Source organism: Streptomyces sp. UG1, from assembly GCF_049974585.1.
GTDB lineage: Bacteria > Actinomycetota > Actinomycetes > Streptomycetales > Streptomycetaceae > Streptomyces.
In genome coordinates, this window is record NZ_JBNGGG010000008.1 from 65,722 (window position 1) to 81,605 (window position 15,884).

A 15,884-nucleotide genomic window follows, 5' to 3' on the forward strand; every position below is an offset into this window, starting at 1 on the left:
CGGCATGAGCTCGCGAGGTGCCCATGGGGGTATTGATCCAGTTCGTGGTCCTTGGCTTGTGCACCGGTGCGCTGTACGCGCTCGCGGCGCTCGGGGTCGTGATCGTCCACCGAGGATCCGGAGTCATCAACTTCGCACACAGCGCGGTCGGCGCGCTGGGTGCCTACACGTTCTACGAACTGCACGACGCAGGGCATCACAGTTTCCTGATCGCCTTCGTGCCCAGCCTGGTGGTGTGCGCGCTGGCAGGTCTCATCATCCAGTTCGGTGTCATGCGGCCACTGCGCGACAGTTCCCCGCTCACCCATCTCCTGGCGACCCTCGGTGTCCTGGCGCTGGTGCAGGGATTGCTCTCGCTGCACTACCGCGAGGCGACGCTGGCGGTCGCCTCCTCGCTGCCGCGCGGACGGGTCAGTATGGGCGGCATCCACGTCGGTGAGGACCGGCTGCTCATCCTCGGCATCGTCCTGGTCGCCGCAGTCATGCTGGCGCTGCTGTACGGGGGCACCCGGTTCGGCCGCGCGACCGCCGCGGTGGCGGAGAACCAGCTCGGCGCCTCCTACCTGGGCCTGTCCCCGGGGCTCATCGCCGGCGCGAACTGGGCCATCGGCTCCATGCTCGCCGGCACGGCGGCGATCCTGCTGGCGCCCATCACCGGACTGCAGATAGGCCAGTTGACGCTGCTGATCGTGCCGGCGCTGGCCGCCGCGGTCGTCGGAAACATGAACTCCTTCCCCCTGACCGTCCTCGCCGGCCTGGTCATCGGCGTCGCTGAGACACTGGCGGCGCGGTACGCCAACGGCGCCGACTGGGGGTCCGCAGCGCCCTTCCTGCTCGTCCTGATCGTTCTGTCCCTGCGCGGCCGCGCCCTGCCCGACCGCTCGCACCTGCGCATGATCCTGCCCTCCGTCGGGTCGGGCCGGATCCGCCCGGTCGCGCTGGTGATCGCCACGGTCCTGGGCATCGTGCTGCTCAACGCCCTTCCCCTGGCCTGGGTCGACGGCGCGACGACCACAGTGACGATGGCGGTGGTGGTCCTGTCCATCACCGTGGTGACCGGCTACGGAGGTCAGATCTCGCTGGCCCAGGTCGTCCTCGGCGGCTTCGGCGCCTGGGTCGCGGGCCGGCTGGTGGCCTCGGCGCACTTCGGCTTCCTCCCGGCCCTGGTGGTCGGTGTCCTGGCCACGCTCCCGCTCGGCATCGTGGTGGGGATGCCCGCGCTGCGCGCCAGAGGCGCCAACCTCGGCATCATCACCCTGGCGTTCGGCGTGGCGATGGAGGCGCTGCTGTTCAACTCCGGCTCCCTCACCGGAGGCGACGTGGGCACGCAGGTCGGCGTGCCGACCCTGTTCGGGATCCACCTCGACACGATGCTGCACCCGCGCAACTACGCGATCTTCTCCCTGATCATGTTCATCCTGGCCGGCCTGGCAGTGGCCAACCTCCGGCGCGGCAAGGCCGGCCGGCGGCTGCTGGCGGTGCGCGCGAACGAGCGCGCGGCGGCCGCCAGCGGCGTGAACACCACGGCCGCCAAGCTCTATGCGTTCTCCGTCGGCGCCATGCTCGCCGGCTTGGGCGGCATCCTGGTGGCCTTTCGCAACAGCGCCATCGTCTACAGCAACATCCACGCCTTCGACTCCGTCAACGTCCTCGGCTACGGCGTCATCGGCGGCGTCGGCTACATCGTCGGCCCATTGGTCGGCGGCGTCCTTCAGCCGGGCGGCATCGGTACGAACATCGGCAATCTCTTCTCCCAGTCGGTGCAGGACTACCTGCCCGCGATCGGCGGCGCGCTGCTGATCATCACGCTGATCACCGCACAGAACGGGGTGGCCAGCCTGGAGGCGCGGCGCTGGGGGCCGGCGCTCGACGCCGGCGCGCGGGCCTTCCGCAAGCTGATCAGGCGTGCCGTGGTGGCCGAGCCCGCGGTGCCCGCGGCGGTGTCCGCCGGGGCCGTCACGAAGGTGACGCCCAGGGAGCTGCGGGCCGAGGGCCTGTCGGTGGTCTTCGGCGCCACGAAGGCCCTGGACAACCTGACGCTGGACGTCAGGCCCGGCGAGGTCGTGGGTCTCATCGGCCCCAACGGCGCGGGCAAGACGACGGCCATCGACGCCGTCACGGGCTTCGTGAAGACCTCCTCCGGCCGGCTGCACCTCGGCGGCAAGGACCTCACCGGCAGCAGCCCGCGACGGCGTGCCGAGGCAGGGCTGGGCCGCTCGTTCCAGTCCCTGGAGCTGTTCGAGGACATGACCGTCCTGGAGAACCTGCTCGTCGTCAGCGAGAGCCGCTCCTGGTGGTCGTACGTCACCAACCTGTTCTGGGCCGGCAAGCCGCAGCTGAACGCGGCGGCGCGGGCCGCGGTGGAACTGCTGGACCTCGGCGAGGACCTGCACCGGCTGCCCACCGAGCTGTCCTACGGGCGCCGGCGTCTGGTGGCCATCGCCCGCGCCATCGCCGGCGAGCCGTCGGTGCTCCTGCTGGACGAGCCGGCGGCCGGGCTGAGCCAGCACCAGAGCGCCGAACTCAAGCATCTGCTGCGGCACTTGGCGGAAGAGCGGGGCATGGGCGTGCTGCTCGTCGAGCACGACGTGGACCTGGTGATGAGCAGCTGCGACCGGGTCGTGGCGCTGGTCTTCGGCGCGGAGGTGGCCGCCGGCACCCCGGCCGAGGTCCGCAACGACCGGCGGGTGGTGGAGGCCTACCTGGGCGAGGTCGAGCCGGACGACGACACCCGGCCCACCGACCGCGAAGAGGCGTTGGAGGCCGCCGCCCCCTCCGCCAGGCGCGCGGGGGAGACGGCCTCGGCCGGAACGGAGGAGGCATGACCAGCCAAGGCACCACGAAGGCCGCGGACACGGCCGCCGTGCTGAGGACGGAGAAGCTCTGCGCCGGGTACGGCGGGGTGGCGATCGTCCGCGACCTCGACCTCGAGGTGCGGTCCGGCGAGGTGGTCCTCCTGCTGGGGGCCAACGGCGCCGGCAAGAGCACCACCATGCACACGCTCGCCGGCGGCCTCCCGGTCATCGGCGGACGGGTGCTCGTGGAGGGGAGCCCGACCACCTCCCCGGCACACCGCCGCTGCCGGCAAGCGATCAGCTTCGTCACCGAGGAGCGTTCGGTGTTCCGCTCCCTCTCGGTGGAGGACAATCTGCGCCTCGGCAGGGGAGGCGTGGAGCCTGCGCTCCAGCTCATGCCCGAGCTGCGGCCGCTCCTCAAGCGCAAGGCGGGCCTGCTCTCCGGCGGCGAGCAGCAGATGCTCACCCTGTCCCGGGCGATCGCGGCGCGGCCGAAGATCCTGCTCGCCGACGAACTGTCGCTGGGCCTAGCCCCGTTGATCGCGGCCCGGCTGCTGGACGCCGTCCGCTCCGCCGCCGACCAAGGACTCGGCGTGCTGCTGGTCGAGCAGCACGTCCGGCAGGCGATGCAGATGGCCGACCGCGTCTATGTGCTGCGCCGTGGCGAGGTCGTACTGCAGGGCACCGCGGCGCAGATGCGCGACCGGCTCGCGGAGATCGAGGACAGCTACCTGTCCGAGGGCGAGCAGCCCGCCCGCGCCGGCTCCTGACGGCCTTCCCCTGCGCACACGCACGACCGTGGGCTCGCCCGGCGGGCCCAGGACGAACCCTCACGAGAGAGATATCGATGTCCGATCAGCTTCTGCACGGCAGGATCACCGACGAGTCGCTCGAGAAGATGCGGCGGCGGATCGGCTATCCCAACCCGACGCTACGTACCGGATATGTCGACTGGCCCTGGAACGAGTTCGGTTCGGTGGACGCCTTCCGCCAGTACGCGCACGGCTACGGCGATGTGAACCCCCTGTACACCGACCGCGAGTACGGGGCGTCGACCCGGTGGGGGCAGATGATCGCCCCGCCCGGCTTCGAATGGACGATGGGCGTGGACCACTCGCCCCAGGTCCCCGAGGACGTGCGCGAGGCGACGCGCGGCGCACTGCGCGGAGTGCACTTGTTCAACGCCGGCCACGAGGGCTGGTTCTACCGGCCGGTCGTCTCCGGCGACCGGCTGCACCGCAGCGGTGTCCTCGCGGACGTACAGGACAAGGTGTCCGAGTTCGCCGGGCGATCCGTCATCGCGACGAACGAGCACACCTTCTGGGACGAGTCCGGCCAGGTCGTCGCGCGGCGGCGGCCCTGGTACATCCACGCCGAGCGGCGCGAGGTGAAGGCGGGCGGCGGCAAGCACCGCGGCTCCTCCGAGCGCCCCCGAGAGGAGCGGGCCAGCTACACGGCGGAACAGCTGGAGGAGATCGACGCGGCCTACGACGCGGAGTTCATCCGCGGCAAGGACACCCTCCACTACGAGGACGCCGAACTCGGCCCGGGACCGCGCATGGTGAAGGGCCCGTTCCAGGTCACCGATCTGATCAACTTCTTCATGGGGGCCGGCTGGTACGGCTACGGCTTCCCCGGCCTGCGGCTGGCCCGGGAGAACCGGCGCTCCCTGCGCGGCTTCTACAGCCTCGACGACACCGGCGCGTGGGACGCGATCATGCGTATCCACTGGCAGGACGACATGGCCCGCAAGATCGGCGTACCCGCCGCCTACGACATCGGCCCCCTGCGCTGGACATGGCTGGTGCACTACTGCACCAACTTCGCCGGCGACGAGGGCTGGGTGTACCGGGTGCGCGGCGAGTTCCGCAAGTTCAACTACGTCGGCGACACCACATGGATCACCGGAAGCGTGGTCGAGAAGCGGATCGACCCGGAACTGGGCCCGCTGGTCGAGCTTGCCCTGACGGGGACGAACCAGCGAGGCCAGGAGAACATCCGCGGCACCGCGACCATCCTGCTCCCGTCGCGGGCCAAGGGCCCTGTGGTGCTGCCGAAGGCGCCCGAGTTGCCGCAGCAGTGACCCGGCCTGTCGAGACATGATGCAATTAGGTATACTCAATTTGGTGGAGTGTCATGGAGTGCCCTGCATTCCACCTTCCCGACAGCACGGAAGCACGCCGTGCCACACAGCCTGGAGGAGCGAGTGTCAGGTCTGGAGGGGCGTACGGTCATCGTCACCGGCGCCGGAAGCGGATTGGGCCGGGCACACGCCCTGCTGCTGGCCGAGAACGGCGCGAACGTCGTCGTCAACGACATGGCGGCGCGCGACGGCGTGCCGGCGGCGGACGAGGTCGTCACCGAGATCGAGAAGGCCGGTGGGCACGCCGTCGCCGACCACTCGGACATCAGCCGTCCCGAGACCGGCGACACGCTCGTCCAGTTGGCGCTCGACACCTTCGGCACCCTCGAAGGTGTCATCAACAACGCCGGCATCCTGCGCGACCACACGCTGGTCAACCTGACCGACGCGGAGTGGGACGCCGTGATGGCGGTTCACCTCAAGGGGCACTTCAACCTCTCCCGCTCCGCCGCCGTGCACTGGCGCAACGCCTCCAAGCGCGGCGAGCAGGTGAGTGCCTCGCTGGTGCACACGTCCTCGACCGTGGGCCTGGCCGGAGCCGTGGGCCAGGCCAACTACGCCGCGGCCAAGGGAGGCATCGCCACCTTCTCGCTGTGCTGTGCGCAGGAGTTGAAGCGCTACGGCGTGCGCTCGAACTGCATCGTCCCGGCCGCGCGCACCGGCCTGACCGCCGACCAGCCCGGTATCGGCGAGCTGATGGCCAAGCCCGAGGACCCGGACGCCTTCGACGAGTGGGACCCGGCCAACGTCTCGCCGCTGGTGGTCTACCTCAGCTCGGCGGACTGCACCTTCACCGGGCGCACCTTCCACGTCCGGGGCGGCGTGATCACGGAGATGGTCCCGTGGCAGAAGTCGACGGTCCTCACCAAGGACGGCCGCTGGGGGCTGGACGAACTGGCGGCCACGTTTGCCTGACGCGGACAAGGAGGGCGCACCGCCCCCCGGCGGCCGGAGCCGCCGTGCGACCGGGGAACGCACGACGGCCCCTTGGCATGCCGTCAGCCCGTGCTCAGGGCCGGTCAGTCGACGGGGGCGACGGCTTTGGCGTCGACAAGTGCGCCCATCCGCTCGCTGGTCACGCCCCAGGAGGCCAGGGGCTCGGTCCGCCGGCCCTCGTCCACCGGCTGCACCCGCGCCGGTGTCCGGCTGAATTTCGGGGCGGGAGCGGGCTGCCGTACACCTTGCTCGGTCACGAACAGTGCGCGCCGCCGGTTGTGCGGATGGGCCTCGGCCTCGTCCACGGAGAGGACCGGGCTCACGCAGGCGTCCACACCCTCGAAGGTCCGCACCCACTCGTCACGGCTGCGGGAGCGGAAGGCCGCGGACAGCCGTTCGCGCATGGCGGGCCAGCGCGAGCGGTCCGCCTGGTCCGCGAAGAGCTCGTCCTCCGCCAGGCCCAGCGGACCGAGCAGGGCACGGTAGAACTTCGGCTCCACGGCGCCGACCGCGATCCACTCCTCGTCGGCGGTGGCGTAGACGTCGTAATAGGGCGCCCCGGTGTCCAGGAGATTGGTGCCGCGGCGGTCGCTCCACTGGCCGGACGCGCGCAGTCCGTGCAGCAGCGCCGACAGGAGGTTGCCGCCCTCCAGCATGGCCGCGTCGACCACCTGTCCCTCGCCGGTCGCCACGGCCGACAGGGTGGCCGCGAGTACACCCACCGTCAGCAGCATGCCGCCGCCGCCGAAGTCGGCGAGCAGGTTCGCCGGGGGCGTCGGCGGGGCGTCGGCCCGCCCGAGCATGGACAGCAGACCGGACATGGCCAGGAAGTTGATGTCGTGGCCCGCGTCCTGGGCGAGCGGCCCGTCCTGCCCCCATCCGGTGGCACGGCCGTAGACCAGCCGGGGGTTGCGTTCCAGGCACTGTTCGGGGCCGAGGCCCAGCCGCTCCATCGCCCCGGGCCGGTAGCCCTCCAGGAGGATGTCGGCCCGCTCGACCAGGTCGAACGCGAGCGCGTGGCCCTCCTCACTACGCAGATCGATCCCCACCCCGGGTCGGCCGCGCTGGAGGACGTCCAGCTCGGGCCGGTAGTCGGGGTGGCGGTCGGGGAGCGGCACCCGTTCGATCCGCACCACGTCCGCGCCGAAGTCGGCCAGGAGCATCGCGGCGAAGGGGGCCGGGCCCTTGCCGGCGAACTCGAGGACGCGCAGTCGGCTCAGGGCTCCTGCCGGTCGGTCGTTGGGCGGTGCGGGAGTCATGACACCTCCGGAAGAGTGCAGGTAGTGATTTACAGTATCCTCAATTATTCGATCCTGCAGCAGGGAGTACTGATGAGTCGACTGCTGGCCGGCTACCGCGTCGTGGAGCTGTCGGTGCTTCTCAACGGCGCGACGACGGGCATGATGCTCGCCGACCTCGGGGCGGACGTCGTCAAGGTGGAGAGCCCCTTCCTGGGCGACTACATCCGCATCCCGTCCACGCGGCATCTGCACACCCAGGTGAACAAGAACAAGCGCAGCCTGTCCCTCGACCTGACCAAGGAGGAGGGGCGCGCCGTCCTGCACCGGCTGGTCGCGGAGTCGGACGTCTTCCTCACCAACCTCATGCCGCGCACCACGCCCAAGCTCGGCGCGGACCATGAGCAGCTCCGAGCCCTCAACCCGGGACTTGTCTACTGCCAGGTGACCGGCTTCGGGGCCAGCGGCCCGCTGGCGGACGTGCCGACGCACGGCCAGATGATGGACGCGCTGGCCGGCACCCTGCCCGGGGAGATCGGCCCCGACGGGCTCGCCCAGGCACGCCGGCCGCCTGCCGTGCGGTCGGGCGGGATGCACGTCGCGGGGGAAGCCACCGCGACCGGCGCGGTCTATGCCGCGCTGCACGTCGCGGCCGCGCTGGCGCAGCGGGCCAGGACCGGCGAGGGCTGCCGCATCGACGTGGCCGCCGCGGACGCGGTGGTCGCCAGCGCCTGGACGGCCGCCGTCGCGCAGCTCAACCTCCCCGAGGAGCAGCGCTGGTGGCAGCGCGAGGACGCCGGCCGGGACACCGCGCGCTACCAGCACTACGTCGCGGCGGACGGCGCCTTCGTCATGTTCTGCCCCGAGGAGAAGAAGTTCTGGGAGTCCTTCTGCGACCTCGTGGGGCGGCCGGATCTCAAGCCGCGGCAGGCCGGGTACGACCTGCGCCAGGAGATCCAGGAGATCATCGGCACCCGTGACCGGCAGTACTGGCTGGACCTGGCGGTCGCCCACCGACTGCCCATCGGCCCGGTCAACGACGGCGCGGTCGAGGTCCGCGAGGATGCGCAGATGCGGGCGCGTGACATGTTCGTCGAGGCGCCCTCGGCCGGCGGTGAGTCCTTCGTCTACGTCGCCGCGCCGGCGCTCGTCGAAGGCCAGCCCTACGGCACTCCGACGCCGGCCCCGGCCCTGGGGGAGCACACCGAGCAGATCCTCGCCGAGCTGGGCTACGACCACGACGACCTCGAGCGGCTCGCCCGCACGAGCGTCACCACGGCCGCGTCCCAGGTGGACGACTACATCTCCGAGCAGATCCACGCCGAGGAGAAGGCGGAGAAGTAGCGTTGCGCAGGACGGCGTCGAACTCAGCCGTCGAGCGTCTTGAGCAGTTCCCTGCGCTGTTCGACCGGAGAGCCGAAGAGCCGCTCGGCGGCCTTGGCGCGGCGCAGGTAGAGGTGGGTGTCGTGTTCCCAGGCCATGCCGATGCCGCCGTGGATCTGCAGGCTCGCCCCGGCCACGGCCAGGAAGGCTTCCGAGCAGTACGATCCGGCGATCGCGGCGGCCCGGCGCAGTGCGGGGGTGTCCGGCGCTGCCACTCCGCCGGCGTTGTCCACCTGGTCACGGGCGCTGGTATAGGCGGCGATCGCGCCCTGGACGGCGATGGCCATGTCGACGCAGCGGTGCTTGATGGCCTGGAACGAACCGATCGCGCGCCCGAACTGGTAGCGTGTCCGCGCGTATTCGAGGGTGGTCGCCAGCAAGTGCTCGCACGCGCCCACCTGTTCGGCACTCAGGGCGACCGTCGCCAGCATGCCCAGCCGGCGCAGCCGCCCGGTGTCCTCGGACGGGGTCAGCACGAGCCGGGCGGGCGTGCGCTCGAAGACGTGCTCGCTCTGGGCACGCGTCAGGTCCAGGGTGACCAGCCCCCGGCGCCGGTGCCCGGGCGCCTCGCCGTCGACCGCCCACACCCCCAGGCCGTCCGCGTGTCGCGCCACGACGTACAGGACGTCGGCCCCCAGGCCGTGCAGTACGCCCGTGCCGCGCCCGGTCAGCGCCCACCGCGGGCCGTCGCCGTCGGCCCGCACCTCCGCCGGCCAGCGTGCGGGGTCGGGGCCGTGATGCAGAGCAGTGACGGCCGCGGTGCGCTCGCCCGCGGCGAGGGCGGACAGGTCCTCGGCGACGTCGGTGTCGGCGACCGTGAGGGTCAGCACGGACAGCACGGCGGAGCTGAGAAAGGGGCCGTTGTAGCAGACGGCGCCGAGCTCCTCGAGGACCACGCAGGCGTCGCCGAAACCCAGCCCCAACCCGCCGTGTTCCTCGGGCACCAGCGTCGCGCCGGCGCCGAGGTCGGTGAGGAAGGACTGCCAGCTGCTCTCGCTGTATCCGAGGCCGCCGCTCTCCATCCGGCGGACCTCCGCGGAGGGTTCGATGCGCTTGAGGACCGACTGGGCGGCATCGCGCAACAGCGCGCGTTCGGTGGTGTCTTGGACCATGGCGCGGAGCCTTTCGGGTCACGGGAATGGGCACGAGGTCTTTGCCTCTGACCATAAAAGAGTATACTCCTTTTGGTTACCAGTCGTTGTTATGTCCTGGAGGAGGGTGTATGCGGGCGGCTGATTTCGCCGAGTACGAGTGGCTGCGCAAGCAGTGCCAGTTCCGGATGACGGTGCCGGAAGGCTTCACGGCCCGGGAGGTGATTCCGGTGGGTGACGTGCTGTACGACCCGCAGCTGTGCTGGTTCGAGGAGGACGGCAGCGCGATCGTCAGCGACATCGGCGGTCAGCGGCAGCGGGGCTGGGACCCGGAGGCGGGGCACGGGGCGCTGTACCGGTTGCGTCCGAACGACGAGCTGGAGACGATCGTCGCGCCGGGCGAGGGCGGCGCGGGGTCGTTCATCCGGCCGAAGCTGGCGCCGGAGTGGTTCGGTTCGTACGGGGGGCACATCTTCATCGCCGGGCAATCCAAGCCGGGCCGGGTGGGGGCGCATTCGCAGCACTTCCTGTACCGGCTGGCGCCGGGATCGAGCACGGCGGAGGTGTTCGCGGAGCTGCCGCATTCCGGGTCGATCGGCGGAGGTGTGCCGGGGGCGATGATGCCGGGCACGTTCGGCGCCAAGGGCACTGAGCACGAGGGGTACTTCTTCGCGCAGTCGATGATGAACTGCACGGTGTACCGCATCTCGGCACAGGGTGCGGTGGAGCCTTTCATCGTGTTCGACGAGAAGACCACGCCGAAGCCGATCATGCCGTTGCTGATCTTCTACGCGCCGCCGCACTGGGGTGAGCTGGCGGGGGAGCTGATCGTGGGCGGGCCGTGGGGGACCAGCTTCACGCAGAAGGCGTCGCGCCGGTTGAGTATGCGGTATTGGCGGCTGTCCGGCCCGGAGACGTTCGACCCGACGCCCCTGGAGGGGGTGGCGTACGGCACCAACACCGGTATCGCACCCGAAGGGTTCGGCGGGTTCGCAGGTGACCTCTTCTGGGCGGACGAGGGCACGGCGAACATGATGCATGAGACGCGTGCCGCGGACGGCGCTCTGGAGTACGACGCGAAGATCATGCACACCGGTCTGGACGGCCGCACGGCGCCGTTCGCGGAGAATCTGCAGGGCGGTTCGACCAGCTTCATCTTCGACGGCCGGCGGATGCTGATCGCGAGCCTGCGCAAGAGCTATGCCACGGGCGAGTACCACGAACCCGACGGCAGCATCTACGAAGTCGTCCACACCGGCTGAGCAGGAACGACCGGGCAAGGAGAACCGCTGTCATGAACGATGCGACACCGCGAGAGACCCGGATCATCGGCCGCGTCGCGGGTGCCACCAACCCGGAGAGCGCCGAGCTGCTCGACGACGGCAAGACGCTGATCTTCGGGAACTGCACGATGGTGATGGGCAATCCGCACCACCGTGCCGGCAAGAGCCTGGTCTACCTGGAGGGCCAGGCCTTCATGACCCAGGCGAGCTTCACCGGCGAGGGAGAGGTCACCGTCACCAGGCGGCGCCTGGTCGACGGGCTCACCGGCACCCTCGGCACCGAGGTGCACCGCAAGGGCACCCGGCTGTGGCCGGCCGGGACGGGTCTGACCGCCTGCGGTGGACGGCCGTACGCCAAGAGCCTGGACGCGCCGCTGGCCACCGTCGAGGAGGCCCGTCAGCAGATCTTCGCCTTCGATCCGCTGACGGGTGAGCCGCGCGGCCGGATCGCGCTGTGGGCCGGTTCGCCGGTCGCGCGGGCCCTGGGGCATCACGTCGAGATGCCCAACGGCATCGCGGTGGCGCCCAACGGCGACCTCTATCTGGCCGACAATCCGAACACCAACCCGGAGGCCGCAGAGCCCCCGCCGGTGCCGTCGTGCGTCTACCGGATCCCGTACGAGAGCATCGACGGACTGCTCGAGGACGATCCGGCGGCGGCCGAAACCGTCGACGCCGTGGAGTGGACGGGCTGGTTCAACGGGGTTGCCGCCTCGCCGCTCGACGGGAGCGCATGGGTGGTCACGTCCTCGTACCACGACCCGCTCAACGGCGCGGTCATCCGTCTTGATGCCGACGACTTCGCGGCGGGCAGGCTGCCCGAGCCGTTCGTGAAGGACCTGGGGATCTGCGACGGTGCCGCGGTGACCAGGCGCGGGACGGTGTTCGCCACCAACCCGATCGCGAAGGAGATCTTCGTCTTCCCGGCCGACGGCTCGCGTCAGCGCATGGTGATCGACGGTGAGCGGCTGCCGGTCTCCAATCCGGCCGACATCAATGTCATCTACCCCTCGTTCCTGGGCGGCGAGCCCGCCCTTACGGTGGGTGACATCTGCGTCGGTTCGGCGCCGGAGGCCGCCCAGGTGCTCGTCCTGGACATCGCCGGACTCTAGGCCGGGGCAGATCGAAGGCAGGGCCCCGCCGGACCGCTCCCAGTTTCCCCGGGGCCCTGCCTTGTGCGTTCTTTCTCGGCACCCGTTGCCCCGAGCGGTCTCGTGTCCGCGGTCCGCCTGCTGTGATCCGCGGACACGGGACCGCTCAGCCGATCGGCAGGTCCTCACCGAGCACCAGGCGAAGGACGCCCTGCTTGTCGGGCTTGAGCGCGATGGTGCGCGGCAGCAGCGCCACCGAGCGGATACGGGCGGGCACCTTGTAGGGCTCGAGCCGGCTGCGCACCCAGGACTTGAGCCGGTCCTCGCCCGGGTCGTCCGCCTCGGAGACCAGCTCGACGCACGCCACCGGAACCTCACCCAGGCGCGCGTCGGGAGCAGCGACAACCGCCGCGTCCGACACGGCCGGGTGGTCGCGCAGCGCGCGGGCCACCTCCTCCGCGTCGATCTTGAATCCGCCGCGGTTGATGGCGCCGTCGACGCGGCCGAGGATCCACAGGAAGCCGTCCTCGTCGTAGCGTGCGAGGTCGCTCGTGCGCACCCACTGGCCGGCGCCCTCGGCGGACTGCGCGGTGCGCACCTCGAGCACTCCTTCCGAGCGGACCGGCAGCACGCTGCCGTCCTCCTCGCGGACCACGCGCACCTCGACACCGGGGTGGACCCGCCCCACGGCGCCCTTCTTGGTGGTGTTGAACCTCTGGTAGTCCTTGAGCGTCCAGCTCGCCAGTGCCTGGAACTCGGTGGCACCGTAGGCGCGCAGCACCGGTACGCCGAAGCGGGCCGTGAACTCCTCGGCCACCGCCGGATCCAGGGGTGCGGAGCCGGCGCGTACGGCCTTGAGGGTGGACAACCAGTCGGCCGGTACATCGCTGTCCAGCAGCATCTTGATCCCGGCCGGCGGTATGCCGGTGGTCACCACCTTGTGCTCGCGCACCGCCTTGGCCCAGGCCCACGGTTCGAACCGGTCGAGCAGCGTGAGCTGGCGGCCGCCCGCGACGGTGGTGCAGATCGTCTGGATCGCGCTTGTGTGGGCCAGGGCGAGCATCTGGATGGTGACGCCCTCGCGCAGATGGACCCGCTCCGGCTCCTTGCCGCCGTGGTGCGACTGCACGGCGGCGATCGACGCCGACAGGCTCGTGTAGCTGAGCTCGATGCGCTTGGGCGGACCGGTGGTGCCGCTGGTCTTGAGGCTGATCGCGCAGTCCGCCCCGGCAGTGAAGTAGCTGTCCGGGGCGCCCGAGGGCGGTCGGTGCAGCACCCGCACACCCGCCTCGGGCGCACGCTCCACCACCAGGGCGAGCGTGCCGGCCTGCCGCGCCGCCTCTTCGACGCCCGGCCGCCGCCAGTCCTCCTCGACCGCCACCAGGACGGCCGGGCGCAGCTTCTCGATCTCCTCGGCGAGAGCGGCGTCGGGCTGCATGTCGTTGACGGTCAGCACGGCGCGGTGCCGGGCGAGGAGCCCCAGCAGCGTGGAGACGACTGCCACACGGTTCCGGGTGATCAGACCCACTGCGACATCGTCGGGAAGGGACATCAGGTGCTCGTGCACCTGGTCGGCGATCGTGCTGACATCGCGCCAGCGATCCCATCTCCCTTCCTGCGCGATCGCGCAGGCATCGGGATCCACGGCCATGACGGCCGCGATCCGGTCGGCAATCCTCACCAACGCCTCCTGAGTGTGCTGTCGGGCTTTTAAGGATACTCTTTCTCCTGGATTGGCTCTACAGACCCTCAAAACAGGCCGATCGAAAGGCGGAGGTTGTCAGGTGGATGCACTGATTTCGGTGGAGCGGCGGGATGCCGTGTGCTGGGTACGGCTGCGGGCGCCGCGCTCCAACGCGCTCACGCGCGCGTTCGCGCGTGAACTCGCGGACGCGGTGCGGGAGGCCGGGCGCGACGAGTCCTGTGCATGCATCGCGATCACCAGCGCACACCGCAACTTCTGTACGGGCGCCGACACCTCGCTGCTCGCGGAGGTCGGCCACGACCCGCTGGAGGAGGACAGCTACGCGGCTCTGGGCGAGATCTACGATCTCTTCTGTACGCTGCAGCGCTCGCCGCTCCCCACCGTGGCCGGGGTCGGCGGCAAGGTGCTCGGAGCCGGCATCAACCTCGCGCTGGCCTGTGATGTACGCATTGCCGCGGACGACTTGGACGTGCGCGGATTCGCGGTGGCGGGCGTCCACCCGGGCGGCGGACACCTGCGGATGCTCGACCGTGAACTCGCACCGGGCTGGGCTGCGGCGGTGGGCCTTTTCGGCCAGACGATCGACGCGAGCACGGCGGTGGCCTCGGGCTTCGCGCTGAGTGCGGTGCCGCGCGAGGAACTGGACGGCGCGGTCGCGGAGATCGCCGCGGCTGCCGGCAGCGACGCGGCCCTGGTGCGGAAGGTGACGGCCAGCCATCGGGCCGTCCGGGGTGCGGATCTGACGCCCGAGGCGGCGGTGCTGCTGGAGCGCCCCTCTCAGCTGTGGAGCCTGCGCCGCCGCAAGGGGTGAGGGGGGTGAGCCGGGAGGCGATCAACAGTAACCCGTTTAGGGGTCGGCGGAGTCATCGATGCACGCATATGTCCAGGTGGAAGCCAATTATCGTATACTCTTTTCGGCTCTTGCTCTTCCCCCATCGTCGTCGGAAGGCGCGTCAATGCAGCTGCAAGGTCAATTTGAGAACCCCCTGGCCGGTCTGGATGTCTTCGCAGAGTTCGACAGGGATGCCGGCGGGAACCTCGGCAATCCCCACTCCGTCTACGACGAGATACGCGCACGCGGTCCCGTGTACCGGGGCGATCTGCTGACCGACACCCTGGGATTGCCCAGCTCCAACTCCTCGTTCTGGGAGGGGCAGCCCTATACGGTGCTGGGCCACGCCGAGGCCGTGCACTGCCTCCGCGACTCCGAGCACTTCTCCAACTCCGCGTACACCCGCACCGTCGGCAAGACGCACGGAACGACCATCCTGGTCCTCGACGCGCCCGAGCACACCCGCCAACGGCGCGCCATCCAGAAGGCGTTCACGCGCAAGGCCATCGAGCACTGGCGTCAGGACTTCGTCACGCCCGAGGCGCACCGGCGGCTGGACGCCATCGCCGCCGGCGGGCGCACGGAGTTCGTGAGGGACTTCGCGCTGGTATATCCGGCCGCGGTCCTGCACCACATCATCGGCCTGCCGGATGAGCTGTTCGAGCCGTTCAACCAGTTGGCCATCGGTCTGCTGCTCTACCGCAGCAACCCGGAGCTGGCCGTGCGCTGTTCGGCCTCGCTCGGTGAGCTGATCTCCGCAGCCATCACCGAGGCCCGCGCCAACCCGAGCGACAACTTCCTGTCGTGGCTGTGCCAGGCCCGCACCGAGGACGGCGACCTGCTGGACGACCTGACCCTGGTCTCCTTCGTGCGCATCCTGCTGCCCGCGGGCGCCGAGACCACCTCGCGTGCCCTGGGCACCCTGTTCTACTACCTCACCGCCGACCCGAGCCGCTACGAGGCCGTGCGCGATGACCGTGAACTGGTGGCCAACGCGATCGACGAGGCGCTGCGGATCGAGCCGCCCACGCAGTACTCCTACCGGCTGTGCGTGAAGGACACGGTGCTCGGCGGCGAGCACATCCCGGCTGGGTCCCCGATCGCCGTGTCGCTGTCCGCGGCCAACCGTGACCCGGAGGTCTTCGAGAGCCCGCACGAGTTCCGGCTGGACCGCAAGCGCGGCCAGGTCGCCTTCGGCAACGGCGTGCACGTCTGCATCGGCCAGCATCTGGCGCTGATGGAGACCACCGTGGCGCTCAACCACGCCCTGGACGTCATGCCGAAACTGCGCCGGGACAAGGACGCGGTGGAGCCCGAACTCGCCGGCATCGCCTTCCGCTCGCCGGCCCACCTGAACCTGCGCTGCGACTGAAGACGTCCTGAACAC

General features: G+C 70.4%; 12 protein-coding genes. 9 read left to right on the forward strand and 3 right to left on the reverse strand.

Annotated features, from left to right (window positions below):
* Positions 1-23: 23 nt before the first annotated feature.
* The 4 genes from ACP4J3_RS11040 (at position 24) to ACP4J3_RS11055 (ending at position 5,853) form a co-directional block, all read left to right on the forward strand.
* Positions 24-2,825: an ABC transporter permease subunit gene (locus tag ACP4J3_RS11040; protein ID WP_426532938.1), complete on the forward strand. Its 2,802-nt coding sequence runs from the start codon at positions 24-26 to the stop codon at positions 2,823-2,825.
* On the forward strand, positions 2,822-3,565 hold the full coding sequence (locus ACP4J3_RS11045; RefSeq protein WP_426532940.1) for an ABC transporter ATP-binding protein: 744 nt from the start codon (positions 2,822-2,824) through the stop codon (positions 3,563-3,565). Before ACP4J3_RS11040 ends, ACP4J3_RS11045 begins: the two co-directional genes overlap by 4 nt.
* A gap of 77 nt (positions 3,566-3,642) precedes the next feature.
* Positions 3,643-4,878 carry an FAS1-like dehydratase domain-containing protein gene (locus tag ACP4J3_RS11050; RefSeq protein WP_426532942.1) on the forward strand — a complete coding sequence of 412 codons (1,236 nt, stop codon included), beginning with the start codon at positions 3,643-3,645 and terminating at the stop codon, positions 4,876-4,878.
* A gap of 99 nt (positions 4,879-4,977) precedes the next feature.
* Positions 4,978-5,853, forward strand: coding sequence for an SDR family NAD(P)-dependent oxidoreductase (locus ACP4J3_RS11055; protein WP_426532944.1), 876 nt, complete (start codon positions 4,978-4,980; stop codon positions 5,851-5,853).
* A gap of 104 nt (positions 5,854-5,957) precedes the next feature.
* On the opposite strand, the gene ACP4J3_RS11060 is transcribed toward ACP4J3_RS11055, so the two are convergent.
* Entirely contained in the window at positions 5,958-7,133 is a 1,176-nt protein-coding gene (locus tag ACP4J3_RS11060; RefSeq protein WP_426532946.1) for a CaiB/BaiF CoA transferase family protein, read from the reverse strand.
* 72 nt (positions 7,134-7,205) lie between these two features.
* Here ACP4J3_RS11060 and ACP4J3_RS11065 point away from each other — a divergent pair, with 72 nt between their 5' ends.
* Positions 7,206-8,456, forward strand: a complete 1,251-nt coding sequence (locus ACP4J3_RS11065) for a CaiB/BaiF CoA transferase family protein (RefSeq protein ID WP_426532948.1) — start codon at positions 7,206-7,208, stop codon at positions 8,454-8,456.
* 23 nt (positions 8,457-8,479) lie between these two features.
* Here ACP4J3_RS11065 and ACP4J3_RS11070 read toward each other — a convergent pair whose 3' ends face one another.
* Complete coding sequence (locus tag ACP4J3_RS11070) at positions 8,480-9,607, reverse strand: acyl-CoA dehydrogenase family protein (RefSeq protein WP_426532950.1); 1,128 nt, start codon at positions 9,605-9,607, stop codon at positions 8,480-8,482.
* 110 nt (positions 9,608-9,717) lie between these two features.
* Here ACP4J3_RS11070 and ACP4J3_RS11075 point away from each other — a divergent pair, with 110 nt between their 5' ends.
* Both ACP4J3_RS11075 and ACP4J3_RS11080 read left to right on the forward strand, forming a co-directional pair.
* Positions 9,718-10,848 carry a hypothetical protein gene (locus ACP4J3_RS11075; protein ID WP_426532952.1) on the forward strand — a complete coding sequence of 377 codons (1,131 nt, stop codon included), beginning with the start codon at positions 9,718-9,720 and terminating at the stop codon, positions 10,846-10,848.
* A 32-nt stretch (positions 10,849-10,880) separates the two neighbouring features.
* On the forward strand, positions 10,881-11,981 hold the full coding sequence (locus ACP4J3_RS11080; RefSeq protein ID WP_426532954.1) for a hypothetical protein: 1,101 nt from the start codon (positions 10,881-10,883) through the stop codon (positions 11,979-11,981).
* Positions 11,982-12,126: 145 nt separating this feature from the next.
* Here the strand turns inward: ACP4J3_RS11080 and ACP4J3_RS11085 are convergent, their stop codons facing one another.
* Positions 12,127-13,641: a class I adenylate-forming enzyme family protein gene (locus ACP4J3_RS11085; protein WP_426532956.1), complete on the reverse strand. Its 1,515-nt coding sequence runs from the start codon at positions 13,639-13,641 to the stop codon at positions 12,127-12,129.
* A gap of 103 nt (positions 13,642-13,744) precedes the next feature.
* On the opposite strand from ACP4J3_RS11085, the gene ACP4J3_RS11090 reads away from it, so the two are divergent.
* Both ACP4J3_RS11090 and ACP4J3_RS11095 read left to right on the forward strand, forming a co-directional pair.
* Positions 13,745-14,476, forward strand: coding sequence for an enoyl-CoA hydratase/isomerase family protein (locus tag ACP4J3_RS11090; protein ID WP_426532958.1), 732 nt, complete (start codon positions 13,745-13,747; stop codon positions 14,474-14,476).
* A gap of 145 nt (positions 14,477-14,621) precedes the next feature.
* Positions 14,622-15,869, forward strand: a complete 1,248-nt coding sequence (locus tag ACP4J3_RS11095; protein ID WP_426532960.1) for a cytochrome P450 — start codon at positions 14,622-14,624, stop codon at positions 15,867-15,869.
* The last annotated feature ends 15 nt before the right edge of the window (positions 15,870-15,884 follow it).

Coding starts and splice junctions, on each gene's coding strand:
- ACP4J3_RS11040 (WP_426532938.1), top strand. CDS start 24: ATGGGGGTATTGATCCAGTTCGTGGTCCTTGGCTTGTGCACCGGTGCG.
- ACP4J3_RS11045 (WP_426532940.1), top strand. CDS start 2,822: ATGACCAGCCAAGGCACCACGAAGGCCGCGGACACGGCCGCCGTGCTG.
- ACP4J3_RS11050 (WP_426532942.1), top strand. CDS start 3,643: ATGTCCGATCAGCTTCTGCACGGCAGGATCACCGACGAGTCGCTCGAG.
- ACP4J3_RS11060 (WP_426532946.1), bottom strand. CDS start 7,133: ATGACTCCCGCACCGCCCAACGACCGACCGGCAGGAGCCCTGAGCCGA.
- ACP4J3_RS11065 (WP_426532948.1), top strand. CDS start 7,206: ATGAGTCGACTGCTGGCCGGCTACCGCGTCGTGGAGCTGTCGGTGCTT.
- ACP4J3_RS11070 (WP_426532950.1), bottom strand. CDS start 9,607: ATGGTCCAAGACACCACCGAACGCGCGCTGTTGCGCGATGCCGCCCAG.
- ACP4J3_RS11075 (WP_426532952.1), top strand. CDS start 9,718: ATGCGGGCGGCTGATTTCGCCGAGTACGAGTGGCTGCGCAAGCAGTGC.
- ACP4J3_RS11080 (WP_426532954.1), top strand. CDS start 10,881: ATGAACGATGCGACACCGCGAGAGACCCGGATCATCGGCCGCGTCGCG.
- ACP4J3_RS11095 (WP_426532960.1), top strand. CDS start 14,622: ATGCAGCTGCAAGGTCAATTTGAGAACCCCCTGGCCGGTCTGGATGTC.